This window comes from Pedobacter sp. GQ55, assembly GCF_059758925.1.
In genome coordinates, this window is the sequence record NZ_JCAXEI010000003.1 from 617,286 (window position 1) to 643,273 (window position 25,988).

The window sequence follows — 25,988 nt, forward strand, 5'->3', positions numbered from 1 at the left end:
AAGCTGTATTTTTATCTATATTGCCAATTATTTGTCCATTCCAGCCAATGAATGTTTTAAAAACTTCAGAATATTTAAGTGCAATTGACTTAAATCCAGATAGCATATTCGTTTTACATGAAAAAATAGAGCGCAAATTAATTGCGCATTCACACCGCAAAGGGCAATTAACGTACGTTCAGGGTGGCGTAGCCTACATACACATTAAAAATGTGAGCTATATTATTCCTGCCCGACATTATGTATGGGTGCCAGTTGGTTTAACGCACTATCTTGAAGTAAGGCACCAGGCCACCGTGATTAGAAACATCTATTTTTATGACCAGGATGATGCCAGTGAGCTGTTCTTTCAGCAATTGGGGATCTATCCAGTCAACAATCTTTTACTGGAAATGATCATCTTTACTGAGAAATGGAATGGTAATATTTCTGCGGATAATGTGGTGCCGTTCCAATTTTTATCTTCGTTAAAGAACCTGCTTCCTCAGCTTGGTGTAAAAGCATTCCCGATAGCCTTACCAACCACAAACAATGAACGTTTACTTCCAATTATTGCTTTTCTGGCAAGGCATTATAATGAACAGCTTACACTGGAGGATATAGCCAAAAGATTTGGTATGGCCGAAAGAACACTTTCCAGATTATTTCAATCTGTAATGAGTATCTCTTTTTTACAATATTTAAAACTCCTAAGGATGGTTAGGGCTATTGAAATGATTCTGCAAACCAATAAATCAACCAGCGAGATTGCTTATGCTACCGGCTATAATAGCCTTGCGGCATTTAGCAAGGCATTTTTTCAACTTACAAATATCCGTCCCTCCGATTTTGGGAAGCGCTAAAACATAAGTCAGGACGCTTTAAAAAGAAAGCGGGAATAATCATACCGACCATTCCCGCTTATCTAAATTAACGCTCTCAGTATAAAGACGTATATTTAACAGTAATATTGTGTTAGGTTTAAAATAAATATTCATCCCATGCCAGCAATAACAAGAAAGACTAAAATAGATGCCTCGGCTTTTTATGATACTGAAGAAAACCCTAAACAGCTTATTCACCTCCTTCATCATCATATATGTAAAACCGGTGAACTGGAAAAATTGATTCTGGATTATGAATACGGCAAAGGCAAAATAGAGAACATCGGGATTCTGAAAGATACCCTTGTTAGCGATCACAACTTAACTGGCAAATTTAAAGCAGGCTATCAGATCAGCGAATTTTCAATGTGTGCCGCAATAGATTATACTGATGATCACGCTATGGATATCGATTTTGTGATTGATAAAGTCACTAATGAATTGATATTAACTGGTGAAACTCGTTATGAAAGACTCGACGAACTTTAAATAAAGCTTACTTGAATAACTCAAAACCATAACGCGCATCGTTCCAGAACTCATCTAGCGCTATAATACGAGGCTTAAAAAAAGAAATTAACTTAGGCCAATCTTCTTTGTTAAATATGCTTACACCGGGTAAAACGGTATATATCTTACAAACTGTTTTGCTGTACTCATCTGTCGAATGTAGCTCCCACTGCCATTCTTCTCCTAAAATTCCGGTTAACAGTTTCTTATATTCTTCAAACTGCTCAAATAATAGCTGCTGTATGGTTAAATCAGGAATAGAGATCTCTATTCCTATCCATGCCGACTTTTTATCAACCTGCATTTTAAATGCCAAATGCTTGATGCCTGTCTTATAGTTAATCCAGTTAATTCGTAACCCTTCAGCAGAAGGTTGCAATGCCATATACTGCCCATATGCAGTCCAGAAAGCTTGCTTAATCTGCGAAGCCTGATCTTTTGAATACAATCTTTATTGTTTAATGGTTTATACCAAAGCAGTCCTTTTCTTAGCTCTGAAATGCAAAAATACAGCAATACCTGAAATGATTACCAGAATTAAAGAAGAAATCATTGATATCTTATCTCCAACAAGGTAAGATGCCGGTTCAAACTTAAATTCTAAATTGTGACTCCCTGCGGGTAGTTTGGCCGCTCTAAGGATGTAATTGGCTCTAAAATAAGGGATTTTGTTGCCATCTAAGTAAGCATTCCAGCCTTTATCGTACCAAACTTCAGCAAATACAGCTATAGCATCCTGTGCACTTTTGTACTTGTAAACCAGGTGATCCGGATGATATTCGGTCAGTTCAATCTTTGCAGTAGTATCAGTTAAAGGTTTTGCATCACCAATTTGAGATTTAAAAGTCTCATCAACTATTGCCGTTGTTTTGGGGTCAAAACTGGTAATGGCTTTCATCTCTTCGTCCGCATTTTTAACGTAGCTCACATTGCTGATGAACCATGCATTTCCCAAAGCGGTTTTTCTTTCTATGGCCTGAGGCGTCGGACTAGCCTTATCGGCCATGATCACGTATTTGGTATTTAGCATATCCAATACGGGCTCGTTTATCTTCTCGCTAAATTGTGCTGTAATCAGTTCGTCGTAGCGCTGGAGCCTTGCAGAGTGCCTTCCTCCTACCGATTTGTGGAAATACGAAGCAGACGCATCAAAGAAAGGATTACCTTTTGTAAAATCTATCACCCTAAAATCAAGTGCTTTATCATTTAAAATCTGAAGATCAGCTGCAGTAGCCTGATAATTTTGGTCGAGCACAGATTTATCATAGAAGTTGCTGTTGTTCAGGTATCTTCTGTCTACACCCCACATATCAACCAGTATCAGCACGCCTAAAACAATAAATGCGGTGTTTGCTTTAACTTTTCCTTTTAATATTGCCCATAACACACCAAAGCCCAGTAAAATAAAAATCAAAGATCTGAAAGCATCCGTACGGGCAAGCGATATCCTGTCTTCTATCAAAGCACTCCCTATGGAATTGGCAAAGCTAAGATCAGCTTTAAAAGCCTCCGCAAGGTGGTTCACCATTTCCTGATGCGATGAATCTCTAAAGTCAAGAAACAACGTTGGCGCAAGCATAAATAACACTAAGCCGCCACCGGTTATATACAGAGAATAAAGTAATTTTTTAGGTAAATCTTTTGCCTTATCTTTCTCGTCTACAAACTGCTTAAGCGCCACAAACGCCAGCAATGGTATAATTAATGCCGGTATAACCAATATAGATTCTACTGCCCGCATCTTGTTATACATCGGGAAGTAATCAAAAAACAGATCGGAGATTAATGGGAAATGCCTGCCAAACGATAGAAATACAAAAAGAAATGTGGAGGTTAAAATCCACCATTTCAATTTACCTTTAACTATAAATAGACCCAGAACATATAAAAAGATCACAATACAGCCAAAATACCATGGGCCATGAGTGCTCGATTTTTCTCCCCAATAAGTTCTTAATAAACCTTGCTCAAGCTGAGGGATGAGTTCTTTAACCTGATCTTCAGGAACGCCCTTTGCTACCAGTGCTTTGGCTACATTAGAATGCTCGTCTAGTTGTTTGATCTGAGTAGCACCTCCATACATGTTAGGGACAAGGAATGTAGAGATTTCGCCAACCCCCTGACTCCAGAGATAAGCATAATCACGCCCAAGTCCGCTATCCGATTTTGAAGTTGTTCTTGTTAAATTTGCCTTACCGCGAATAGATTCGTTACCGTACTCGTAGGTAGTCCATAATTGACCTGCATTTACACCAACGGCTAATACTACACCTATCAAAAGATATCCTACAGCCGTAAAAAAAGTCTTTAACTGCTTAGATGCCATTGCATAATACAGTTCAAAACCTGCCAGTATGAGCAGGCACATGAACAGATAATAAGTCATTTGTATGTGGTTGCACCTGATTTCAACAGCAAGGAAAAAAGCGGTTAACAAACCGCCTAATAAGTATCGACCTCTAAAAGTGAGTAAAATAGAACCCAGTACAGGTGCAAAGAACGAAATTGCCATGGCCTGATTGCTGTGGCCGGCTTCAATATAGATGAAATTATAAGAGGTAAAAGCAAAGGCCATGGCTCCTGCAGCAGCAAGCCAGGGCTTCATTTTTAATGTACTTAATAAAAAATAAGCCCCCAGCAAATAGCAAAGCACAATATCTATTGGATTCGGAAATACGGTTTTCAAGGTATTGATCACGTAGTTGGCTATACTGCCGCTGTTCGATACCCAGATCTGGAAACTAGGCATCCCGCCAAACATAGAATTGGTCCATAATGGCCCTTTTCCTGTTTCTGCCCTAACATCCATGATCTCCTTTGCCATTGCTTTGGCTTCAAGCACATCGCTCTGGTAAAGGTCTTTGCCCTGCATAGCAGGACTGAAATAAGCAAAACAGAGAATAAAGAATATCCCTACGATAATAAAATGTGTGCTGTTAGCTTGAAACCATTTCTTCATACAGTAAAGAAAGCAATAATATCAAACAAGAGCTAGAATTAATTAGTTTTTGATAAAATTACCGTCGGTTCATGACTTTTCAATTCAGTCTCATTTGTTAAATCAAGTCTTAACGGAGTTATAGATACCAAATCATTTTTAACCGCCCACCGGTCAGTCCCCTCTTCTGCCAGTTCAAGTGGCTTTACCGTAATCCAATAGTGCTTTCTGCCCATTGGGTCATGCCCCGGAACTACACTTCCATCGTATAACCTTACCGACTGCCTTGTCCACTGAAGCCCTTTTGGCTTACGCGGAAAATTCACATTATACAACCCAAGGTTCGCATTTTCTAATAATACAGTTAATGCCTGTTCAACAAAAGGATCCAGGCTTTCAAAATCCGGTTCCGATTTACCAACAGGAGTACTTAATGCTATTCCCTTAACTCCAAGTAAAACCGACTGTTTAGCGGCAGCCAGCGTCCCCGAATGCCACATAGAGTTGCCCAGGTTTGGCCCCATATTGATCCCTGAAAGCACAACTTCCGTGTCAGGATACATATGCAATCCAAGTGCAACGCAGTCTGCCGGTGTTCCATTTACCCTAAAAGCATCAATGTTTTCGAATGTTATTGGTGATTTTTTATAAGAAAGCGGGCGCGAATGTGTAATGGCGTGTCCCATTGAGGATTGTTCCACATCAGGAGCTACAATTCTAACAGTACCAAAGCGCAGTGCGATGTTTGCCAACGCTCTGATACCGGGGCTATAAATACCGTCGTCATTTGTGATCAGGATTTTCATGATAGCTATTTAAAATAATTACTACAATGAAAACCATAGTTATGCCAACATTGTTCAAACTATATGAAAAAAACCAGCAAACTAATCCGATTAATTCATAATCCAACCGCAGGTGATGGTGAATATTCGAAAAAGGAAATTGTTAAATTGATAGAATCAAACGGCTACAAGTGCGATTATACTTCCTCTAAAAAGAAATCAATCGGAAATATTAAACCTGAAACGGAATTTATTGCAATTGCCGGTGGGGACGGAACGATAAGAAAAATGATCATCACACTGCTAAATAAGAAGCTAAAATACAAAAGGCCAATTGCCCTGCTTCCCTTTGGCACTGCAAATAACATTGCCACTTCACTCCATATCAGCAACAACAACAATACAAATGTCAGTTCCTGGAATAACTATCATTTAAAAAAGTTTGATGTAGGCCAGGTAGTTGCCCCAGAGGATACTTTCTTTTTTATAGAGGCATTCGGATATGGCGTTTTCCCAAAGCTGATGAAGCAGTTAACCAAAATGAATACCGAGCACATCAAAACACCTGAAGATGAGTTTGAACTGGCGCTCAAAACTTTACATAAAATCTGCAGTATATATAAGCCTTTTAAAGCCACAATTGAATTAGACAATAAGGTTTTTGAAGGTAAATATCTGCTGGTTGAAGTCATGAACATCCCAAGTCTGGGGCCGAATTTAAAACTAAGTCCTGATGCCGACCCGGGTGATGGATATTTCGATGTACTGATGGTTGCCGAAAGCAAAAGAAAAGTACTATCAGATTATATCTCTGTAATTCATCAGGGTAAAGAAAGCGTATTCACCATTAAATCAATAAGATCAAAAAAGGCAGCTATTTTTACAGCATGTAAGGATGCGCACGTTGATGATCAAATTATAGAAGAAACACCAGGAAAAGTAAAAATAAAGAACATGGATAGCTTGCTTGAAATTGTGGTTAATAACAAAAAATCAGTCGCGATCGTCCCCTCTAAATGACATAGATCTCTTTTTCCAGATCACCATATATACAAGTGCCATAAATGCGACACCGGCAGTACAATATAGAATGGACGGGATCATAAAGATTACGTCCTGATATGCCCAGCCGGCAAATAACGCGCCCAAACCTATACCCGCTTCAAGAGCGATATACATGGTTGCCATAGCTTTACCTCTGTATTGCGGGTGACTAAGATCTATAGTCCATGCATTTAAAGCAGGAGATAAAACTCCTGCGCCTATGCCATAAACAACTGCTCCGGTAATTAGACCAGCTTCAGACGTACCATATCCTGTAATGACCAAAGAAGCACATAAAATGGTCAATCCGCAGATTGCCACATTCAAACGACCATATTTATCAGATACTTTTCCGGCAATAAATCGGATCAACAACGAGGATATAGTAAACACCATAAAGAATATCCCCTTGTTGGCCAGCCCTATATAGCCGCTCCAGTCAGGTATTAAGGTGAGTATTACCCCATAACCTACATACGATAACAAGGTTACAATAGCTGCAGGTAATACCCTAACATCAATAATATCCTTGCGGGATATTTTCAGAATAGATAAACTGAATTTCTTTTTATCCTTTAAGGTTTCTTTCATGTTCATCAATATGATGATCGAAAGCAACGCCAAAGCAGATGAGCTGTAAAACAGCACATTTATTGAATACAAGCCACTAATAAAACTACCAATAGCAGGGCCAATGGCCATTCCGGTACTAAAACACAAACCATGTATTCCTAAAGCCTCTCCCCAGCGCTCCCGCGGAATAATATCTGCAACATAAGCCGCAGTAGCAGTTGGCTTAAAACCGGTCGAAAAACCATGAATAAGACGCAGAAACAAAAATCCGGAAACAGTGCCCAGTATTGGATATAAGAATCCGCAAACAAAGCACACAATAGATCCTACTGCCATAACCGGAACCCTGCCAATGGTATCGGTTAGCTTTCCGCTAAATGGCCTCGATATACCTGCCGTAAGCGTAAACAATGCTATAATCAAACCCTTATATTCAGCACCACCCAAACCACTAAGGTAAGCTGGCAAATCAGGTATAAGCATATTAAAACTAGCAGAAAATAAAAGTGAACTCAGACAGAGTAATGCAAAAGGAAGGTTGTATATCGGATCTGATGTAGTGGAATTATTCATTGACCCTGCAAAGGTAGTAAACTATTTTTTTATACATTCGTTTAATGAAATTACCACATCAAAAGGGCATGGTGATATGGCTTATGGGCCTATCTGGAGCAGGGAAAAGTACAATATCGAATCTATTTGAAGAGCAATTAAATGAGTCCGGCTTCTTTTCTATGAAACTTGATGGGGATGAAATGAGAAAAGGCTTAAACTATAATTTGGGCTTTAGTATGGATGATAGGGCCGAAAATATCAGGCGGGCCGCCGAAACTGCAAAAATAATTGCATCCAACGGAGTAATTGTTATCTGTTCGTTTATTACGCCTTTAAATGGGCATAGAGCAATAGCCAAAAATATTCTGGGCGATATGTATTTCGAAGTATTTATCGATTGTCCGCTGGATATTTGCGAACAAAGAGACGTTAAAGGCTTATACGAACAAGCACACAACAACACCTTAAAAAACTTTACAGGCATAAGCTCAGCCTTTGAAAGACCAACAGCACCAGATTTAATTCTCCATACCGATAATTTTACCGCTCAACAATGTTGTGCTGAGTTATACCATGCAGTAAAAAACAAAATAGCGGATAACGCTTAACTTACTTTACAGTAAAACCCGGGATTTAGTAACGATGGTTTATTGTAAACAAATTCTTCAAAATCTGCATTAACCATAATGGCACCACTACTTACAGCTATGGCCTGTCCGGCGGCAGTATCCCATTCCATGGTTGGTCCTTTCCTGTAATAGATTTGAGCTTTACCCTCTGCAACTAAACAGAATTTTAATGAACTACCGATGGAAAGCTTACTAGTAACAGGATATTTTTTCAAGATATTCTCCTCATCCTCATCTGCATGAGAGCGGCTACCTATAGCAATCCATCCACTGGTTTTCTGATCTACACTGATGACTTCAGGGACTTCACCGGGTGTCATCTTCCAACTTCCTTTTCCTACAATTCCATAGTAAACCACGTTCAGTACGGGGCTATAAATTACACCAATTACAGGCTTATTATGCTCCATAAAAGCAATATTAACAGTAAACTGACCATTCCTGCTGATGAACTCTTTGGTGCCATCCAGTGGATCAACACACCAATATTGCCTCCATTCCTTTCTAACCTCATAGTCAATATCAGCACCTTCTTCAGATAATATTGGAATGTCAGGATAAAGCTTAGTTAAGCCTTCTACAATGAGGTCATGCGAAACACGATCGGCAATAGTCAACGGCGAATTGTCCTCTTTCCTGGTAATTCCAAAATCTTCCTGTGTTCCGTTATAAACCTCCAAAATAGCTTCTCCGGCTTTAATGGCGATATCAATTAATGGCTGTATATCTGTAATGTTCATTGTTTAAGGTAAAATGATTGCGACTCTTTCTTTAATTTCTTTAAGGATTTTGGCTTGTCCTTCTCTGTTATCTAAATCACTTTGTCTGGCAGTTAATAAAGCTTCTTTCTTTAAAACTGCATTTTCTTTATCATAAGCCGCAATATGATTGGCATCAATTAAACTTACGTCAACATTTTGGATAACCAGCTCGTAATCCAATTCCCTCAATACATCACCGGCAACCACTTCAAAGATCTCCAGATCATCCCCCTTAAACTCGTTTAAAAATTTACCGGTATTGTTACTAATGATGGGCTTTTCCAGATTGCTCCACATTTCACCTGCTGCTGCTGTAAGTTTAGAGGTTTTGGAATCATAAAACTTAAGCATATCAGGATGATAAGCGATATCCAGATAAAGGCATAATTTATTAATCTCTCTTTCTGGTTCAGTAATCAATGTTTCATAATTCAGAGAGAAAAAGCGCTCTGCCGGCAGACCTGCCCTTAACTTCAAACAAGCAGCCTGATCCTCGCTCCATTGCTTAGCAAGATGGTAAATATGTTTTTCGCCAACAATAGCTTTCTTAAACGAACAGGCTACATCTCTCCCATCCCTGTACAGATAAATGTATTTCAGGTTTAGGCCAAAATCTTCCATTTCTGTTGCGTAGTGAATGTTAGCCATGCTTTTGCAGCACCAATACTTGGCGCCTTTACTAATAGCAGCCTGTTCATATACCAACCTGTTTATCTCTAATAGATCATAACGTGTCGATTTTTCATAAATCTCATCTGCATTCAGTAGCACCCCTTCCCATGGTACCGGATTGGCATTTACATAAGCCACCACATCGTTAACAAGTATTTTGTAAGAATCGCTGTTAAGCTTGCCATACAGATGTAAAAGCGGCATAAAAACCACTAAAATATGAGGCGGATGTGGCGATGCTATTTCAGCCGACTGATCCAGAATTACCCTTAAAAGATTAGATCCGGAACGTTGTGTTCCTATAATTTGTATGCCGGTATTGGTCATTCTTGTTAGTTAAAATTAATTCAGCACCTATCCCATAAAGTGTACTGCAGTCCCTATTAATAAAGAAATAATGATTAAGTATACAGGATTAAATTTAAATCTGAAACTTAAAATAAATGCGATCACAAATAATGCAACATTAATTGGCGTGGAATGAACTGAGAAAAAGAGCTTTATGCCCGAAGCGATGATCATGCCCACTACTACAGGTTTTATTCCTGCTAATGCATTTTTCATTACAGTGGAGTCCGCATTGTTCTTAAATATCTTTGAAACAATGATCATTAAAATAGAAGAAGGTACAAAAATAGCGATTGTTGCCAATGCCGCTCCTGTCACACCGGCCAATTTATAACCTGTAAAAAACGCACTTACCAGAATTGGCCCTGGAGTTAGCTGGCTAAAAGCAATACTATCAATGAATTCCTGATTGCTCAGCCACTTCAATTCTGTTACAAAAAGCGACTGCATAATCGGGATCATCACATATCCTCCGCCAAACAGCGATAGACTGATGCCTGAAAATACTGAGGCAATTTTAAGAAGAATCAGATCTGTGTATCGGTATAATCCGGAAATAAAGGCAGCATATAGTAACAATAGCGATAACAACCCTATTTTGGCACCGTTGCTCAACCGCTCCCATGTAAATTTAGCTCCACCAGTATCGGGTAAATTGGCCAGTTTAAAATAAACACCAATCAACCCGCCAATCAGTATCAGCAATAGAATGATCAGGTAGCCTTTAATGAAATAAAGTAATATTACAGCAATTAAACACAGCGCTATTTTACCGTTATGCCCTTTTACTTCCTTTAAAAAGATATTTAAACCGGTAGTTAAGATGATAGCACTTACAGCTGCTACTGTATAGGCCATTATACCCGAAAGATCCTTAACATGAATGTAATTAAAATAACACCACGACAGTACAAACATCAATATACAAGCCGGAAGCAGAATTCCAAGCATGCTCACCAGCAAGCCATTTTTTTTGTGCAGATGGTAACCAATATACGACACCACATTCACAGCCAATGGGCCGGGCAACAAACTGGCAATACTAACCGCATTTAATAAATTTTCCTGACTCAGCGTTTTGTCCTTTTCAATCATTTCCTTTTGAACAACGGCGATTAAAGCCATATGCCCGCCAAAAGAAACACATCCAATTTTAAGAAAAGTAAGGAAAAGGTACTTTAAACCCACTTCCTTTTGCACTATGCTGATATCCTCCACGCTATTTCTTTGTTTTTACGGTTATCACCTCAGGAGAACTTCCACATCTGATTTAGAAAACTTTACGAAATTAATAAATTATTGATTAATCCTGCTTCATCAGCCTGTACATGTAGGCCGAGATCAACAACAAAATGGTAATCACTATCCAAAGCATGTTGTAACCGTACCTTTCGGCAATAAAAAAACCGGCTATAGGACCAATAACCTGCGCTATCGACCAGCAAAGCATGTACCCCGCAGCGTACTGGCCCCTATTAAACTCATTTGCCCTGCTCATTACAAACGTATTGATAAAAGGCAAAGCAAACATTTCACCAAAGGTGAAGAAAACTATGCACAGGGTGCCCAATACTATAGGGCTTCCAAAAGGAAGCAAAAGTACAGCGAATGAACATGCCACTAATAAAGCGCCTACTACTATAAAAAAAATAGGAGATCTTTTATTCTCAATCTTATGGATCATCACCATTTCAAACAGTGCAATAATAATCCCGTTGAGGCCTAATATCAAGCCTATCTCAAACTCGCCTATCTTCCAAATTTCTTTATAAAATACCGGAACAACCCTAAACATCAGAAAAGAGCAGATGATAAAAACAGCAGTTAACAGCAGGAATCTGATAAATACTGCATCTTGCCAGGGTTTACGCACCACAATTCCCTTAACTTTTTCCTTTAAAGCCTTTCTGTAGTCTTTAATTTTTGGCAAAAACCAAAAGATACCTAACCCCGCAATAATACTTACCGTGCCATCAACATAAAACAGCAATCTGTAATCGTAAGACGCAATCAAACCACCCATACTTACACCTACTGCCCATCCCATATTCACCGCAAGACGGTTTAAAGAATAAGAGCGGGTCTGTAATTCAGGCTTCGCATAGGCTGCTATGGCTACAAAATTCGCAGGGCGAAAGGCTTCCGAAAAGAAACTGATCACAACAGCAAGCACACAAAGGGCATGAAAATCAGTAATATTTGCAAAAAACAAAAAGAATATACCACTAACAATAGAGGCTACGATCTGAACTGGTCTAAACCCAATTACATCTGTAAGCTTACCGCCTGCTGCAGAGCCCATTATAGAGCCAATGCCAAAAAGTGTAATGATTAATCCTGCATCAGAAGCTGGTCTGTGGAGCGATTGGGTTACGAATAAGCCCATAAAAGGCACCGCCATGTATCCACTTCGATTGATGAGCATAACAATGCTCAATATCCAGGTTTCGCGGCTTAAGCCAGTAAAAGAAAGTTTATAAGTGCGCGCAATTTCTTTGAATAATAACATAAGTAGTGGAGCTGTGGCAAAGATAATAAAGCAATTAGTTTTTTCTATTTTAGCAAAATACTTTTACGTACATGCAGAAACTTAAAGCCATATTATTCGATTTAGATGGCACACTTATCGACTCAGAATACTTCCATTACCAATGCTGGATAGAAATCCTTGAAACCTACTCGCTATCTATGACTTATGAGGAATGGGTTAATACCTACGCAGGCTACCCACTCCCAATCAACAGCAAAACAATTAAAGAAAAATACAATCTCGATATTGATCTACCTGAACTAATCCTCTGGCGGGAACGCTTAAGCAAAACTGGCTTTTCAACAAGAGATATCAATTTAATGCCCTTTGCCTTGGAAACCATACAGTTTTTTAAGCAAAAAGGACTTAAATTAGCCGTTGTTACCGCTAGCCCAAGACCAGATGTTGATCTGATCTTTGCAAGAAATGGTTTGAGCAACTACTTTGATCTTATGGTTACCAGAACCGATGTTACTTTAACAAAGCCAGATCCTGAATGTTATAATTTCTGTTGCCAGCAACTTGGACTTAACAAGGATGAGTGCTTAGCTTTTGAGGATACAATTAATGGCCTAAAAGCTGCTAAAGCCGCCAATCTGGTTTGTTATGTTGTACAAAGTGATAGTTCGCAACATCCTAAGTTAGCCATTGCCGATAAAATATTTACAGACCTAAAACTTGCCGGTGAAAACGTTGCAAAGCAATTCACATTTTAAAAACAGACATATACTTAACGCATGCTTAAATTCAAACAACTCTTAATTCTATTTCTACTAGCCAGCACGGTAGCAGTGGCTCAGGTAAGACCAGAGAAAATAGCAGATAGTCTTTATAAAGCCAAAAGCTTTAAAGAAGCTGGCAAGTATTACCTAAAAGCAACACAACAAGCCGAATTTAGGGTGCTTAAAACAAATAATTACTATAATGCGGCATGTTGTTATGCCCTAAGTGGTCAAAAAGATAGTGCCCTGGTTTTACTTACAAACGCTGTAAATAGTGGCTATAAAAAAGTAGATCATATTAAAAAAGACACTGACCTTGAATCCTTACGTTCATTACCTGGCTGGTCAAAACTCCTAAATAGCATTAAGACAGTTAAAGACAGTACCACAGATCCATATAAGGCTAAACTGATTACCAGCGATGTAAAGAACTTTTGGAAGGCATATGACATGGCCAAAAAAGATACCGCCAATGCCATCAACCTTTATAAGAAATACTATGTAGAACCTGCCTCAAATGGACTTCAGGATTATCTGGGTTATAAAATCAGAAACCTTAAGAATTTTGTAAAATCTGTAAATACCAAGCCTCTGTTTTATGCTGCTGTACGTAAAAATACTTATGCTGTTGATCAGCAAAAGCCCCAAATGATCCAAAGCTTTGTTAAGTTCAAGCAAATTTACAACAAGGCCCAGTTTCCAGACATTTACTTCGTTATTGGCGCCTTTAATTCAGGCGGAACCAGTACTGATGCCGGATTGTTAATCGGGCTTGATCAATCTGCCCGCACAGAAGAAGTTCCCGTTAAAGAGCTAAACTTATGGCAGCAAAACAACTTCACAAACCTAAAATCCTTACCAAACCTGATTGCCCACGAGCTCATCCATTTTAACCAGGATGGCCTTGCTGGCGACACCACGCTTCTAGCTGGTGCGCTTACAGAGGGTATGGCCGATTTTATAGGCGAACTGATATCGGGTAAAACTGCTAATGAACGTCTGTTTGTTTGGGCTAAAGGTAAAGAAAAGCAGATCTGGGCAGATTTCGAGAAAGAGATGTATTTAGAAAAGTCTCGTAATTGGATCGCAAATTCCGATCAGGAAACTGCAGAGAAACCTGCTGATCTGGGCTATTGGGTTGGTTATCAGATCTGCAAAGCCTATTACGACAAAAGCACCGATAAAAACAAAGCCATAAACGACATGCTTAACATAAAAAACTATAAAGAATTTTATGAGAAAAGTGGCGCCGGGCAGCTGTTTAAGTAAAATTTTTACTTTCCGATTGTTTATTTATTACATTGCTATGTTCTAAAAATACGGGGTAAAAACCTTTATAAGGGTAACTTTGGCTGCTCAAAACAATTATCAATTGACAGCATCAAAACCATTAAAAGAACACAATAAGGGTATTTCAACAGTCCTTGCTTTTGCTCTGTTACCCTTATCCGGCTTCGCAACAGATATCTACATCCCTTCCTTACCTACCATGGCTACAACCATGAATGTAAGCAGCTTACAAGTACAATTAACACTTAGCTTATTCCTGATCAGTTATGGGATTTCACAACTCTTTATAGGCAGCGTGCTGGACAGTTTTGGCAGGTATAAACTTAGCCTTATCTGTTTACTGGTATTTGCCGCGGCAAGTATCGTGATTGCAAACACGCATAACATATACCTCATTTACCTTATGCGAATCATTCATGGATTTACTGTAGGAACTATCATTGTTGGTAAGCGCGCATTTTTTGTCGATATTTTTGAAGGAGATAAACTTAAACACTATTTAAGCCTATTCTCTATCATTTGGTCTACAGGCCCCATAGTAGCACCATTTTTGGGTGGCTATTTACAAACTGCATTCGGCTGGGAGTCTAACTTCTACTTCCTTGCCGGTTTAGCAATTATACTTGCCATACTCGAATTCATTTACAGTGGCGAAAGCCTAACCCGTTTTTCTAAATTCTCATTAAGCAACATAGGTAACATCTATCTCAAAATGATTAAAACCCCAAGCTTTAGTCTGGGTATAGTGATGCTGGGCCTTGCCTATTCAATGGTAATGATCTATAACATGACAGGTCCATTTATCATAGAACATCACCTTCACTTTTCACCTATAATAGCCGGTTACAGCTCCCTTATTCTAGGTTTTGCCTGGATGGTTGGCGGTTTTATAGGTAAAGCAACCATAAACAAGCCGTTTTTAAAGAAAATGATTGTGAACCTGGGGCTGCAAATACTGTTTGTATTGCTCATGTTTATCAGCATCCAATTCATATCCAGCATCTACTCACTCCTATTTTTCGCCTTTTTAATTCACGTTACTGCAGGCTATATCTTCAATAATTACTTTACTTTTTGTTTAGGCAGATTCCCTAAAAACGCAGGTATTGCTAGCGGATTAACTGGTGGGGTTACTTATGTGATCGTGTCGTTTCTAAGCTATAGCGTTATCTCCTTCTTACCAGCAAAAGACGAGCACAACTTAAATTCCAGCTACTTGTTACTTGCTGTTATTTCTGGAATAGTGATGTTTGTGATCTTTAAGCTCACCAGAAAAGAAGAGATTGCGGCAGCCTAATCAGGTTTTAAGAAAAGCCAAGATCTTTTAACAATTGATCTTTGTAGTTGCTGCCTATCGGAATCTCATTGTTTTTAATAAATATACGATTGCCCTCTATATGGCCGATCTTGGATTTATTAATAATAAATGAACGATGGGTTCTTAGAAAAAGCGCCTTGGGCAGTAGTTCTTCAAAGTTCGAGAAAGGCATTTTAGGCAACAGCAAATTACCCGTAGTTATGATTTTGGTATAGTTACCCTGCGCTTCGGCATAAAGCAACTCATCATACCCTATTTTATAGATCTTACCGTCTGTTTTAATAAATATAAAATCTTCTGTAGCAGAACCAGAAACTTCGTTTACCTGCACAGTTACTTTAGGTTCTAATTTCTCTAATGCTTTATCTACAGCAATAATAAAACGATCAAAGGAGAAGGGTTTTAACAGGTAATCGCAAGCTGCCAAATCAAATGCATCAACAGCAAACTCCTTATAGGCCGTTGTAAATATAACCTGAGGCTGATCTTTTAATGTTTTTACAAATGAAATTCCATCCATTATAGGCATATTAATATCCAGGAAAAGGATATCAATCTTTTGCCTCTGTAGCACTGCCTTCGCTTCAAGTGCATTCCCGCACAATGCTACAACACTCAGATAATCCAAATGGCTGCAATAGCTCTTTATAATATCTCTGGCAATCGGCTCGTCATCAACAATAAGGCAACTTACTTGGTCCATTACTTCATTTTTAGATGTAAGATAACATTGTAAAATGAATTATCCTTTTTAATGTTCAATTCATGTTCACCGGTATAAAGCAAGCTTAACCGCTTGCTTACATTATCCAAACCAAAACCGCTGTTTTTGTTAAGCGCAGGCTGAACATTTTCTTCCTGACCGTATGAATTCTTTACCGAAAAAAGAATAGAATTACCCCAGGTTTTTAGCTTTATATCTATATAAATTTTCTCATCAACCGTATTTTTAGAGTGCTTAAAGGCATTTTCTATAAATACAATTAAAAGCATCGGCGCAATTTTTATTTCAGGTACAATTACCTCTTCAATCTCTGTAGTTAGCACTAATCTATCGCCTATCCTTATCTTTTCAAAATCTATGTAATTGTTAATGTAGGCTACCTCATCCTTTAGCGGTACGTATATTTCTGTAGCATCATAAACCGAGTAGCGCAATAATTCTGATAGTTTAAGCAGCAAGGCAGGTATTTTCTCATGATCGGTAATAGAAAGCCCATACATGTTGTTTAATGTGTTAAACAGGAAATGAGGACTCAGTTGGGACTGCAACAAATGTAACTCACTTTTACTATGAGCAGCCATTGTTTTAGCATCTCTCAATTGATTTTCAGAAATAGCGTGAACGATCTTGATCAAGGCACCAAGTGCCAGACTAATCAGCATAAACGGAACCCACGACAGTAATAAATTAATTGCTGTTCTTCCTCGCAGCGGGAAATCAGCATGAAAAAACAACAGCCCTATGCAAACTATAATCAGGATAAATAATCCAAAAGAAATCGTCTGTGGAAGAACTTTTAACCGTCCAGTCCAGATCTGGGCAACATATCTACCCGTAAAAAGCCCGATAAAAAAGAATACCGTTCCGGCAAAAGCTACGGCTTCATCTTCATGTATCTCAATTGATTTCGCATATGTTTCTATCACCAAAAAAACCGGAATAGAAATAATAAGGGATAAGATGATATAAAGCGGCTGCCCAAAGAAACCAATCAGTGGTTTAAATTTTATCTCGTCCATAGTGTTCCTTGTATCAATCATATGCTACAAATTTGAGCAAGTTCATCGAGCCAATAAACAATTGCTGACGAACACCCCAAAATCATTGACAGAACCTGAAAAACAGGTTACAAAACTGTTCAACACCTTAAAATAGCATTCCATCAACTCACAGGCAAGTTACAACATATTTTTTTTCGGAGCTAGCACGAACAAGCAATATTTGATCAATCAACAACCTGATCAAATTAAAAACCACTTGTAATGAAAACATATATCATATTCTTTTTCGCTTCTCTGATCTCTCTTACTGCCCTGGCGCAGGTAAAGCAGGGACTCATTTCTTCAACTGTAAAAGATTCAAAGAATCAAGCAGTTGGCGGCGCTACCGTGCGCCTGCTTAAAGCCGCAGATACTGCAGTTATTGCCACACGAGCTACTGATGTTGATGGCAAATTTCAATTCAATAATATTGGTAAAGGTTCTTATTTATTAAAAATAACAGCCATAGGAATGAAAGAATTCAACTCATCGCCCCTACATCTCGAAGAGAACAAAAGCATTGCCCTTCCGGTAATTATATTACAACCAGCTAAAAGCACAGAACTTGCAGAGGTAGTAATAAAAGCCAAACGCCCGCTAATTCAAATGGAAATAGACAAAACAGTAGTAAACGTGGATGCTATGATTAGCAGCGCAAGCAGCAATACATTAGAGGTGCTCGAAAAAACGCCCGGCATAGTAGTAAATTCCAATGGGGATATCACATTAAACGGCCGATCTGGAGTAATGGTTTTAATTGATGGCCGTCCTACCTACATGTCGGGGCAGGACCTTTCTCTTTACCTGAAATCACTTCCCGGATCTCTTTTAGATAAGATAGAACTGATGGATAACCCTCCTGCTCGTTACGATGCATCAGGAAACGCAATTATCAATATTAAACTGAAAAAAAGCAGGATAGGTGGTTTTATAGGAAGTGTTTCTACAGGTTATTCTAAAGGAGAATATGCAAGAAACAACAACTCTTTGAATCTGAACTACAACTATAAAAAGATCAATTTGTTTGGTAGCATTGGCTACAATCGCGAGAAAAATTATAACATCGACAACATGACAAGGAGCTTCTTTGACACTAACAATGTGCCAACATCAACCGTAGAGCTGATAAATAATCAGGAGTTTAAAAGCAATGGTTTAAATGCAAACGCAGGATTAGATTATGCTGCCACTCCAAATACAACATACGGTTTCCAGGTGAATATAAACGACAATAAGAACAACGATCTGTTGAATTACAGTAGCGGCAATTACAACGCCGGACAACTGAACAACATTGGCATAGGAAACACCATTGGTGATAATAAAAGAACCAACTTAGGATCCAACCTCAACTTTCTGCATAAATTCGGATCAACCGGAAAGGAACTCTCTGCCGATATCAACTACTTAAATTACCGCAGTACCGGCAACCAATCACTCGTAAACTCACTTTATCAGCCAGATGGTACTGCTATCAGCGATAGCAAATTCTTTTACGATTTACCTTCTACCATAAACATATACACTGCTAAAGCAGATTATGTGCAAACCATGAAAAACAATGCAAAATTTGAAGCAGGCTTTAAATCGAGTTTCGTTTACAACAATAACAAATCTGATTATTACAACATTACAGATCAGGGATCGGTTATCGATAACAGGCAATCAAATCATTTTAAGTTCCGGGAAAACATAAATTCTGCATACGTTAATGCTCAAAAAGGATGGAAACACCTATCTATTCAATTAGGGTTGCGCTTGGAAAACACGCAATCTAAAGGCGAACAGTTAGGCAATGTGCAGGTTCAGGGAAGCAGCTTTAACAAGAACTATACACAGCTATTTCCAAGTCTATTCTTTAACTATAAGTTTGATACCGTTGGCAGAAACACCATAAACTTTAGCATCAGCAGAAGAATAAACAGGCCAAATTATCAGTATTTAAATCCATTTGTGTTCTTTAAAGATAAGTACTCTTACTCTTCAGGAAACCCACAATTAACCCCTCAATATCAGTTACGTTATGAGCTTAAGTATCAATACAAACAGTTGCTTAGATTTGGACTAAGCTATAACAGGTTTACAGATGTGATTTTCCAGACCACACGCGTAGAAAATGATGTTTTCATCAGGAAGCCTGAGAACGTAGCTTTTGGTTATATGCTGTTGCTCAATACCAGTGTCACATTAACGCCTGCAGAATGGTGGACACTCTACTTCGAACCTCAATTATCAAGAATGGGATTAGATGGCATGGCTTATGGTGAAAAACTAAATCCGAACACTTACGTGGCAAGAATTGGTATATACAACCAGTTTCAATTCAAAAAAGGCTGGAGTGCAGAACTGGGCAGCTATTACGCCAGCCGGGATTTAAATGGCCAGACTTATACTGCAGGCAGATACAGGGTAAACGCAGGCATTCAAAAAAAGATCTGGAAAAACAAAGGCAGCATCAGGTTCAATGTGGATGATATGTTCCACAGCTGGGTAGCCAGGGAACGTTCTGTAGCGCTGGCGCAGGCCTATTCATTTCAAACCAATGAATCTGATACGCAGCGATTCGGTATTGCACTAACTTATAGCTTTGGTAAAGATACTTTTACACGTAAAAGCAAGCACAAAAACAACGCGCTTGATGAGGAAAAAAATCGGATGTAATAGGAATCAAGGGCCCTGAAAAATCTCCGGATGCTTTCTTATAAAATAAACAGGCGTACAGCTCCAGGCATGACAATAGCTATTTATAGGAAAAAAGTTATATGGCGAAAGCTTGTCATTATCAGGATCATAAGCTTCCCAAAAAGTATCAGCGCCCTTGTTTACCATTCCACCCCAATAATCAATAACCGAGGCCTTGGCTTCTTGTGCTAACCCACATTTAATCAAAGCCTCAATATAATAATGATACAGATAAGGCGTGCCCGGCTTTACCACATTGGCATGGCCTGCAATAGCTTTCATAGCCTTCTGACCTTCAGTCTTACTGGCTACTCCACTCATTATCATCCATGCCTGCGAAGCGTAAGAAACCTGCTTAGATGCTCCACTTACAAAAAGCCCTGTTTTTTTATCATAAAGTTTGTTTCTAGCCGCCTTGGTCATTTTGTCAATTAAGCCATTCAATTGCGAAACCTCCTTATCCTTACCCAATAATTTAGCCAGCGTCAATGTTTCCTTCATGGCAAAAATCATTATGCCCTGCAAAGAAGCCTGTTTATCCAGCCCATCTCTCCAATCCACAAATATCCACCATCCATCCTTTTGAGCTGCATCAACGTTAAACAATCCGTTATCATCCAGATGTTTGCTAATGTTGTCCATTTGCCTTTTGGCTACAGGCCATAAGTCAAGTACAAATTTACTGTCCTTGGTTGCAATAAAATACTCCTTCAATGCGGCATTGAACAACAGCGAATATTCAAACAAAAATGGTGCGCCTGCCTGCGCATGGGGCTTAGGATTTTCAAATGCATTAGCGTTTAAATACCCGTCCGTACGACTCAATCCCGCAATTAAATACAGGCAGCGCTTGGTCAACTCATGATCTTTAAAAGAATAATTGTTCGCTAACGATTCCAGATACAAATCCCCTATCCATAACCTCCTGTCGCGTTTTGGGCCATCCTCATATACCGTTTGCATACATTCTTTTAGCGTAGCCTGGCCAACAGCATCAATCTTTTTAATCATGGGATCCGTATTTTCCGCCAATCGAACAGGCACGTTTGTAACAGCCGTAACCGCTTTAAAACTCATATCCGTTATCTTAAAATCAAAGTTCCCGGAGCCAGCTAAAAGATCAATCTTAAGGTATCTAAAGGCCATACGTCGTGGAATGGTGATTGTAGCAGGCAATTCCATTACGGTAACTATTTCGTCCTGCAGCCATGCCCTGGTTAAACCTCCTGTGTACGGATCAAAAGGCGTGGCAAGTTCACCAGGCACTTCAGCAAATGTGAGCTTAAAACGCAATGGGCCATCCAATACATTGGCACTTTCCTTCATGCTAAATGTAAAATACCCGGTTAAATGCTCCCCAAAATCAATTACTACACCAGACTGCTTTTTAAAAGCTTGCTGATAAAGCTGGTCAACCGAACCTGCAGGAGTAGCCTTCCAACCCTGAAATGCCTTATCATCAGCCTCTAGTTTAACCAATTGCACAGGTTTTTTTTCCTGCTCAATTAGTTTAGGCTTATTCGTTTCTGCTTTAGCCATCCATTTATCGCGCTGCTCCTGAGTATAAAAATCCTGAGCTGCTAAAAGCGATGGAATGCCAATGCCAAAAAATAGTAGTATCGTTCTTAATCTGTTCATCTGAAGTATAAAAAATTAGTGATCCTTTTTAGTATCAATCAACTGAGGGAACCAGGCTTTAAAATAAGTTGCATCCTTACCATTCCCAGCCGAGGCATAATCGCATAAATCAATAGTTACAGGCGCATCTCCCTGCTCTTTATATGATTCCGGAGAAAACTTAAGATTGAATTGCAACCACACATTTTCAGAAGTATGAGGTACGGAAACCAAATCAACATATCCGGTCTTACCTGCAAGGTTAACAATCGATCCCATGCTAAGCCCTTTTAATGCCTCATCGCGGGCAAGTAATATAGGACCATGCATTATCGCTGCATATTGAGGCTTGTCTCCAATAAATTCAACCCTACCTCTCATATCCAGCTCTAAAGCTATTTCATCACCATCTTTCCAGGTTCGTTTTACGGTGGCAAACTGCCCGCTTACCACCTCAACTGTAGCACCATTTACCGTTAATACATTCTTCTTGCTCCATTCAGGTATCCTAATGTTGATGCTAAAGTCTTCTGGTTTAGATACCTTAATGGTAAGATTAATCTTGCCCGTAGCCGGATAGTCTGTATGCTGTAAAACACTTACATTTTTACCAGATGGTGTAACCAAAGCATAACTCCCTTCAACAAAGTAATTGATAAATACACCATCTGCCACTTTCATTACCACATGAGCCGGAAGATTAAACAACCCCCTTGGGCCACTGGCCACACAGCAATTAAGGTCCATGCCACACTGCCCATTTCCAGGTAAGCGCAGTCCGCTTAAAGGTGTATACTTGGCCCAATGAAAACCATCGTGACTGGTAGAGCCCAGCAAAGCATTATAATAGCTCTGTTCAACTGCGTCGGCATATTTTGCTTCACCGGTAAGTCTAAAAAGCTGATGGCAAAGCTTTATCCAGGTTACCGTAACGCAGGTTTCCTGGTAATGAAAGATGGGATCAGCCTGTAAGGCCTTGCCTCCAAACCACATTTCGGCCGATGCACCTGATCCAGCCATATTGATCTCTTTGTCGCGTATATTTTGCCAGGTTTTTTCAACCGCAGCTTTATATGCCTGTTTACCTGTAAGCCTATATAATTCCAATAAACCTTCGTAGCACGACATCATTTCGTATGCCTTTTGCCCCTGTTCAAAAGAATACCAGTTTTCAGGTTTCGGAAAACGTTTAGACACATCAATATCAGCCTTAGAAATTAACTGAGGTCCCTCAGGAGTTTCCCATTGGCGAACAACCTCTTCCGCAAAATCAAGATATTTTTTATCCTTTGTTTGCGTATATAATAAGCAAATAGGCTCCAGTACCGATGATGCAGCCATCCCCCGGTAATTCCCCTTAGTCACAATTATGCCGTCGGCCTTTCTAATATCGTCTATTAAATTATCGGCAACAGCCTTAGCCGCTTTCAAGCTCTTTTTATCACCGGTTAGGCTATAATAATCCAGCAGACCCAGCATGCAATACTTTCGTCCCCAAATGTCCCACTGCTTTAATCTGCGTTCTTTAGTGTAATTACCGATGTAGCCATCAGCACTTTGTGTAGCAATTAACCCACTAACTGCGGCATCCAGCTTTTGCTTTAGTTCAGGTGTTCGTTTATACCTGTAGGCAAGCACTGCAGAAGTAAACCATTTCCCCCAAAACTCACTTTGCCATAAGCCGGTTTCTTTTCTATGCTTAAACGGCTCAATTAACGCATCTGCATCCTGCAATAAAACCCTGTTCTTATAAGAGTTAGATAGCCTTTCGCCAATAAACCCACCAATCGTTTGAGATTTTGCCCTGCTGAGCTTATCCTGAGCTACAGCAATAGCACTTACCAAAACAAATCCAGCAAGCAAGAGCACTCTGAACCTATTCATTTGGCGAAGGACTAATTGCACTCCAACCGCCATCAATCACCAAACTTTGTCCGGTGATGTGTTTTGCCCCATCCGAGACCAGAAACAAAGCCGCATTGGCAATATCAATCGTTTTAGCGGGACTACCCATTGGCGTAATTCTAGACCATACGGCCTCATAATTCGGATCATCCATGGTACGCTCCGTAAGCGTTGCACCCGGTGCAATGGTATTTACATTGATCTTAAAAGGAGAAAGTTCCAGCACCAGGTTTTTGGCCAGCATTTCAAGAGCAGCTTTAGTCATGCCATAGGCTGCCAGATCTTTATGCGCCTGATGTGCCGTAACCGATGAGGTAAACAATAAAGAACCACCTTTAGCCTGTGTTTTCATTTGATTGGCAGCGGCCTGCGCCAAAAAGAACGTACCACCAAGATTTGTATGCAAAACCTTATACAAAGAATCCTGAGGGTAAGTAAAGAAATCGCCAAATAAAGTAATCCCTGCATTGGCAATTACAACATCCAGACTGCCGGATGTTTTTACTGCCCGATCAACCATACTTTGTATAAAATCCTTATCACCCGAATCACCCGCACACGCAATGCAATTTCCACCTGCATTCTTAATTGTTTGTGCTGCGCCCTTGGCCAGCACCTCATCTATATCATTCAATAAAACTGTAGCGCCTCTAGCTGCCAACTGTTTACATATTTCAAATCCAATACCCTGTCCGGCACCGGTTACAATCGCCGTCTTATTTTCAAATGCTGTTGAAGTCATCATATTCGTCTTTCGTCTATTTATATATTAATGTGAATCGCGTAATACTTCACTACCTGAGTTACCCTTTAAAAAATCAAAATCAGCACCTAAATGTGCCTGTTCAACATGTTCTACATACAACCTTGCGTAGCCCCTCTTAAACTGATTTACAGGATCAGCAAGTAAAGACCTTCTCTGGTCCAGTTCCTCATCGGGCACCAATAAGCTTAACCTTCTGCCAGCTACATCCAGTTCAATCATATCCCCATCCTTAACCAATGCAATTGTTCCGTTTTCGGCCGTTTCTGGCGATACATGCAGTACCACAGTGCCAAATCCAGTTCCACTCATACGGCCATCAGATATGCGTACCATATCGGTAACCCCTAAATCGAGCATCTTTTTAGGTAAGCCCATATTCCCCACCTCTGGCATACCTGGATAACCTTTTGGGCCTGTATTTTTCAAAACCAATACACTATCCACATCTACTACCAGTTCCGGATCATCAATTCTAAGCTTATAATCTTCAATATTTTCAAATACCACAGCCTTACCTGTATGCTGCATTAAACGCGGATTAGCTGCCGAAGGCTTAATGATAGCACCCTCCGGACAAAGATTACCCTTTAACACCGCCACGCCAGAATCCAGTTTAAAAGGACTTTCTACAGATGCAATAACCTCCTGATTCAAAGTTTGCGCCCTTTCCAGATTCTGACCAATATTTCTGCCGTTTACAGTAATACATTCGGCATTTAAAAAGCTTTGCATTTCTTTCATTACCGCAGGCAAACCACCGGCATAATACAGATCCTCCATAAAATGCTCGCCCGAGGGCTGCAGATTAACAATCAACGGTATTCCTGCGGAGTATTTATCAAAATCATCAATTGTTAAGTCTATGCCCACCCTGCCTGCAATGGCCAACAGGTGTATCACAAAATTGGTAGAACCGCCAATGGCAGCATTTACCTTTATGGCGTTTTCAAAAGCTTTGCGCATCAGAATGTCAGACGGTTTCAGATCTTCCCTAACCATATCCACAATCCTTCGGCCCGAGAACTGTGCAAGCACCTTTCTTGAGGCATCAGCAGCCGGTATAGCCGCATTACCAGGCAAGGACAACCCAAGCGATTCAACCATACAAGCCATAGAAGATGCAGTACCCATAACCGCACAATGCCCCCTGCTACGGCACATTCCAGCTTCTGCCAGGTTCAACTCCTCTTCGGACATGATTCCGGATCTTACACTTTCAGAGAACCTCCAGATATCGCTTGTACCTATATTTTTACCCTGAAATTTACCAGTAAGCATTGCACCACCCGAAACCACAATGGAAGGAATATCAACACTGCAAGCACCCATAACAAGTGCCGGAGTAGTTTTATCGCATCCACACATCAACACCACGCCATCAATAGGGTTTGCCCTGATGGACTCTTCCACATCCATACTTACCAGGTTCCGGTAAAGCATGGCCGTAGGTTTAATCAAGGTTTCGCCTAAAGACATTACCGGAAATTCAACAGGGAAACCGCCCGCTTCAATTACCCCTCTTTTTACGGATTCGGCAAGCTCCCTAAAATGGGCATTGCAAGGGGTTAATTCCGACCACGTATTGCATATACCAATAACAGGTTTACCCTGAAACTCATCAGCCGGAATGCCCTGATTTTTCATCCAGGCCCTGTATATAAATCCATCCTTACCCTTTTTACCAAACCATTGCTGACTGCGAAGCTTTTTTTTCAT

General features: G+C 39.7%; 22 protein-coding genes. 8 read left to right on the forward strand and 14 right to left on the reverse strand.

Going from position 1 to position 25,988, the window contains the following annotated elements:
* Positions 1–47: 47 nt before the first annotated feature.
* Together AC6CH7_RS11575 and AC6CH7_RS11580 are read left to right on the forward strand one after the other, a co-directional pair.
* Positions 48–842, forward strand: a complete 795-nt coding sequence (locus AC6CH7_RS11575; RefSeq protein ID WP_498262856.1) for an AraC family transcriptional regulator — start codon at positions 48–50, stop codon at positions 840–842.
* A gap of 138 nt (positions 843–980) precedes the next feature.
* Positions 981–1,352, forward strand: coding sequence for a hypothetical protein (locus AC6CH7_RS11580; RefSeq protein WP_498262857.1), 372 nt, complete (start codon positions 981–983; stop codon positions 1,350–1,352).
* Positions 1,353–1,359: 7 nt separating this feature from the next.
* On the opposite strand, the gene AC6CH7_RS11585 is transcribed toward AC6CH7_RS11580, so the two are convergent.
* The 3 genes from AC6CH7_RS11585 to surE are packed head-to-tail and all read right to left on the reverse strand — an operon-like array spanning position 1,360 to position 5,117.
* Positions 1,360–1,821 carry a DUF4268 domain-containing protein gene (locus tag AC6CH7_RS11585; protein ID WP_498262858.1) on the reverse strand — a complete coding sequence of 154 codons (462 nt, stop codon included), beginning with the start codon at positions 1,819–1,821 and terminating at the stop codon, positions 1,360–1,362.
* Between the two features lie 18 nt (positions 1,822–1,839).
* Positions 1,840–4,332: a YfhO family protein gene (locus AC6CH7_RS11590; RefSeq protein WP_498262859.1), complete on the reverse strand. Its 2,493-nt coding sequence runs from the start codon at positions 4,330–4,332 to the stop codon at positions 1,840–1,842.
* A 38-nt stretch (positions 4,333–4,370) separates the two neighbouring features.
* Positions 4,371–5,117, reverse strand: coding sequence for a 5'/3'-nucleotidase SurE (gene surE / locus AC6CH7_RS11595; RefSeq protein WP_498262860.1), 747 nt, complete (start codon positions 5,115–5,117; stop codon positions 4,371–4,373).
* Between the two features lie 63 nt (positions 5,118–5,180).
* Here surE and AC6CH7_RS11600 point away from each other — a divergent pair, with 63 nt between their 5' ends.
* Positions 5,181–6,116: a diacylglycerol/lipid kinase family protein gene (locus AC6CH7_RS11600; RefSeq protein ID WP_498262861.1), complete on the forward strand. Its 936-nt coding sequence runs from the start codon at positions 5,181–5,183 to the stop codon at positions 6,114–6,116.
* Here the strand turns inward: AC6CH7_RS11600 and AC6CH7_RS11605 are convergent.
* Positions 6,090–7,286 carry an MFS transporter gene (locus AC6CH7_RS11605; protein ID WP_498262862.1) on the reverse strand — a complete coding sequence of 399 codons (1,197 nt, stop codon included), beginning with the start codon at positions 7,284–7,286 and terminating at the stop codon, positions 6,090–6,092. The two genes, AC6CH7_RS11600 and AC6CH7_RS11605, sit on opposite strands and share 27 nt — an antisense overlap.
* A gap of 44 nt (positions 7,287–7,330) precedes the next feature.
* Here AC6CH7_RS11605 and cysC point away from each other — a divergent pair, with 44 nt between their 5' ends.
* The gene (cysC, locus tag AC6CH7_RS11610; protein WP_498262863.1) at positions 7,331–7,876 is read left to right on the forward strand and encodes an adenylyl-sulfate kinase; all 546 of its coding nucleotides are present in this window, start codon (positions 7,331–7,333) and stop codon (positions 7,874–7,876) included.
* Here the strand turns inward: cysC and cysQ are convergent.
* From cysQ to AC6CH7_RS11630, 4 genes are all read right to left on the reverse strand, one after another.
* Entirely contained in the window at positions 7,873–8,637 is a 765-nt protein-coding gene (gene cysQ, locus AC6CH7_RS11615) for a 3'(2'),5'-bisphosphate nucleotidase CysQ (RefSeq protein ID WP_498262864.1), read from the reverse strand. The genes cysC and cysQ overlap by 4 nt on opposite strands.
* A 3-nt stretch (positions 8,638–8,640) precedes the next feature.
* The gene (locus AC6CH7_RS11620) at positions 8,641–9,657 is read right to left on the reverse strand and encodes a sulfotransferase family protein (protein WP_498262865.1); all 1,017 of its coding nucleotides are present in this window, start codon (positions 9,655–9,657) and stop codon (positions 8,641–8,643) included.
* Positions 9,658–9,684: 27 nt separating this feature from the next.
* Positions 9,685–10,896 (reverse strand): chromate efflux transporter, encoded by a 1,212-nt coding sequence (gene chrA / locus AC6CH7_RS11625; RefSeq protein ID WP_498262866.1) that lies wholly within the window; start codon positions 10,894–10,896, stop codon positions 9,685–9,687.
* A gap of 85 nt (positions 10,897–10,981) precedes the next feature.
* On the reverse strand, positions 10,982–12,187 hold the full coding sequence (locus AC6CH7_RS11630; RefSeq protein WP_498262867.1) for an MFS transporter: 1,206 nt from the start codon (positions 12,185–12,187) through the stop codon (positions 10,982–10,984).
* Positions 12,188–12,258: 71 nt separating this feature from the next.
* Here AC6CH7_RS11630 and AC6CH7_RS11635 point away from each other — a divergent pair, with 71 nt between their 5' ends.
* The 3 genes from AC6CH7_RS11635 to AC6CH7_RS11645 all read left to right on the forward strand — a co-directional run bounded on the left by AC6CH7_RS11635 (position 12,259) and on the right by AC6CH7_RS11645 (position 15,517).
* Entirely contained in the window at positions 12,259–12,924 is a 666-nt protein-coding gene (locus AC6CH7_RS11635) for an HAD family hydrolase (RefSeq protein WP_498262868.1), read from the forward strand.
* Positions 12,925–12,945: 21 nt separating this feature from the next.
* Positions 12,946–14,199 (forward strand): gliding motility protein GldB-related protein, encoded by a 1,254-nt coding sequence (locus AC6CH7_RS11640; protein WP_498262869.1) that lies wholly within the window; start codon positions 12,946–12,948, stop codon positions 14,197–14,199.
* A gap of 103 nt (positions 14,200–14,302) precedes the next feature.
* The gene (locus AC6CH7_RS11645) at positions 14,303–15,517 is read left to right on the forward strand and encodes an MFS transporter (protein ID WP_498262870.1); all 1,215 of its coding nucleotides are present in this window, start codon (positions 14,303–14,305) and stop codon (positions 15,515–15,517) included.
* A gap of 7 nt (positions 15,518–15,524) precedes the next feature.
* On the opposite strand, the gene AC6CH7_RS11650 is transcribed toward AC6CH7_RS11645, so the two are convergent.
* Both AC6CH7_RS11650 and AC6CH7_RS11655 read right to left on the reverse strand, forming a co-directional pair.
* Positions 15,525–16,241 carry a LytR/AlgR family response regulator transcription factor gene (locus AC6CH7_RS11650; protein ID WP_498262871.1) on the reverse strand — a complete coding sequence of 239 codons (717 nt, stop codon included), beginning with the start codon at positions 16,239–16,241 and terminating at the stop codon, positions 15,525–15,527.
* Positions 16,241–17,302 carry a sensor histidine kinase gene (locus tag AC6CH7_RS11655; RefSeq protein ID WP_498262872.1) on the reverse strand — a complete coding sequence of 354 codons (1,062 nt, stop codon included), beginning with the start codon at positions 17,300–17,302 and terminating at the stop codon, positions 16,241–16,243. The genes AC6CH7_RS11650 and AC6CH7_RS11655 overlap by 1 nt, the downstream gene beginning before the upstream one ends.
* 222 nt (positions 17,303–17,524) lie before the next feature.
* Here AC6CH7_RS11655 and AC6CH7_RS11660 point away from each other — a divergent pair, with 222 nt between their 5' ends.
* Positions 17,525–19,963: an outer membrane beta-barrel protein gene (locus tag AC6CH7_RS11660; protein ID WP_498262873.1), complete on the forward strand. Its 2,439-nt coding sequence runs from the start codon at positions 17,525–17,527 to the stop codon at positions 19,961–19,963.
* A gap of 6 nt (positions 19,964–19,969) precedes the next feature.
* Here the strand turns inward: AC6CH7_RS11660 and AC6CH7_RS11665 are convergent, their stop codons facing one another.
* Genes AC6CH7_RS11665 through AC6CH7_RS11680 form a run of 4 tightly spaced genes read right to left on the reverse strand, consistent with a single transcriptional unit; the run spans position 19,970 to position 25,988 of the window.
* Positions 19,970–21,622, reverse strand: coding sequence for an alpha-L-rhamnosidase-related protein (locus AC6CH7_RS11665; RefSeq protein ID WP_498262874.1), 1,653 nt, complete (start codon positions 21,620–21,622; stop codon positions 19,970–19,972).
* Positions 21,623–21,637: 15 nt separating this feature from the next.
* The gene (locus AC6CH7_RS11670) at positions 21,638–23,485 is read right to left on the reverse strand and encodes a glycoside hydrolase family 127 protein (RefSeq protein ID WP_498262875.1); all 1,848 of its coding nucleotides are present in this window, start codon (positions 23,483–23,485) and stop codon (positions 21,638–21,640) included.
* Complete coding sequence (locus AC6CH7_RS11675; protein WP_498262876.1) at positions 23,478–24,251, reverse strand: SDR family NAD(P)-dependent oxidoreductase; 774 nt, start codon at positions 24,249–24,251, stop codon at positions 23,478–23,480. Before AC6CH7_RS11675 ends, AC6CH7_RS11670 begins: the two co-directional genes overlap by 8 nt.
* A gap of 24 nt (positions 24,252–24,275) precedes the next feature.
* The gene (locus AC6CH7_RS11680; RefSeq protein WP_498262877.1) at positions 24,276–25,988 is read right to left on the reverse strand and encodes an IlvD/Edd family dehydratase; all 1,713 of its coding nucleotides are present in this window, start codon (positions 25,986–25,988) and stop codon (positions 24,276–24,278) included.

Bases quoted from the DNA above. Each gene is read 5' to 3' on its own strand.
- AC6CH7_RS11640 (WP_498262869.1), top strand. From the start codon at position 12,946: ATGCTTAAATTCAAACAACTCTTAATTCTATTTCTACTAGCCAGCACG.
- cysQ (WP_498262864.1), bottom strand. From the start codon at position 8,637: ATGAACATTACAGATATACAGCCATTAATTGATATCGCCATTAAAGCC.
- AC6CH7_RS11655 (WP_498262872.1), bottom strand. From the start codon at position 17,302: ATGATTGATACAAGGAACACTATGGACGAGATAAAATTTAAACCACTG.
- AC6CH7_RS11630 (WP_498262867.1), bottom strand. From the start codon at position 12,187: ATGTTATTATTCAAAGAAATTGCGCGCACTTATAAACTTTCTTTTACT.
- AC6CH7_RS11590 (WP_498262859.1), bottom strand. From the start codon at position 4,332: ATGAAGAAATGGTTTCAAGCTAACAGCACACATTTTATTATCGTAGGG.
- AC6CH7_RS11650 (WP_498262871.1), bottom strand. From the start codon at position 16,241: ATGGACCAAGTAAGTTGCCTTATTGTTGATGACGAGCCGATTGCCAGA.
- AC6CH7_RS11620 (WP_498262865.1), bottom strand. From the start codon at position 9,657: ATGACCAATACCGGCATACAAATTATAGGAACACAACGTTCCGGATCT.
- AC6CH7_RS11600 (WP_498262861.1), top strand. From the start codon at position 5,181: ATGAAAAAAACCAGCAAACTAATCCGATTAATTCATAATCCAACCGCA.
- AC6CH7_RS11665 (WP_498262874.1), bottom strand. From the start codon at position 21,622: ATGAACAGATTAAGAACGATACTACTATTTTTTGGCATTGGCATTCCA.
- AC6CH7_RS11580 (WP_498262857.1), top strand. From the start codon at position 981: ATGCCAGCAATAACAAGAAAGACTAAAATAGATGCCTCGGCTTTTTAT.
- AC6CH7_RS11670 (WP_498262875.1), bottom strand. From the start codon at position 23,485: ATGAATAGGTTCAGAGTGCTCTTGCTTGCTGGATTTGTTTTGGTAAGT.
- surE (WP_498262860.1), bottom strand. From the start codon at position 5,117: ATGAAAATCCTGATCACAAATGACGACGGTATTTATAGCCCCGGTATC.
- AC6CH7_RS11660 (WP_498262873.1), top strand. From the start codon at position 17,525: ATGAAAACATATATCATATTCTTTTTCGCTTCTCTGATCTCTCTTACT.
- cysC (WP_498262863.1), top strand. From the start codon at position 7,331: ATGAAATTACCACATCAAAAGGGCATGGTGATATGGCTTATGGGCCTA.
- AC6CH7_RS11675 (WP_498262876.1), bottom strand. From the start codon at position 24,251: ATGATGACTTCAACAGCATTTGAAAATAAGACGGCGATTGTAACCGGT.
- AC6CH7_RS11605 (WP_498262862.1), bottom strand. From the start codon at position 7,286: ATGAATAATTCCACTACATCAGATCCGATATACAACCTTCCTTTTGCA.
- AC6CH7_RS11635 (WP_498262868.1), top strand. From the start codon at position 12,259: ATGCAGAAACTTAAAGCCATATTATTCGATTTAGATGGCACACTTATC.
- AC6CH7_RS11680 (WP_498262877.1), bottom strand. From the start codon at position 25,988: ATGAAAAAAAAGCTTCGCAGTCAGCAATGGTTTGGTAAAAAGGGTAAG.
- AC6CH7_RS11575 (WP_498262856.1), top strand. From the start codon at position 48: ATGAATGTTTTAAAAACTTCAGAATATTTAAGTGCAATTGACTTAAAT.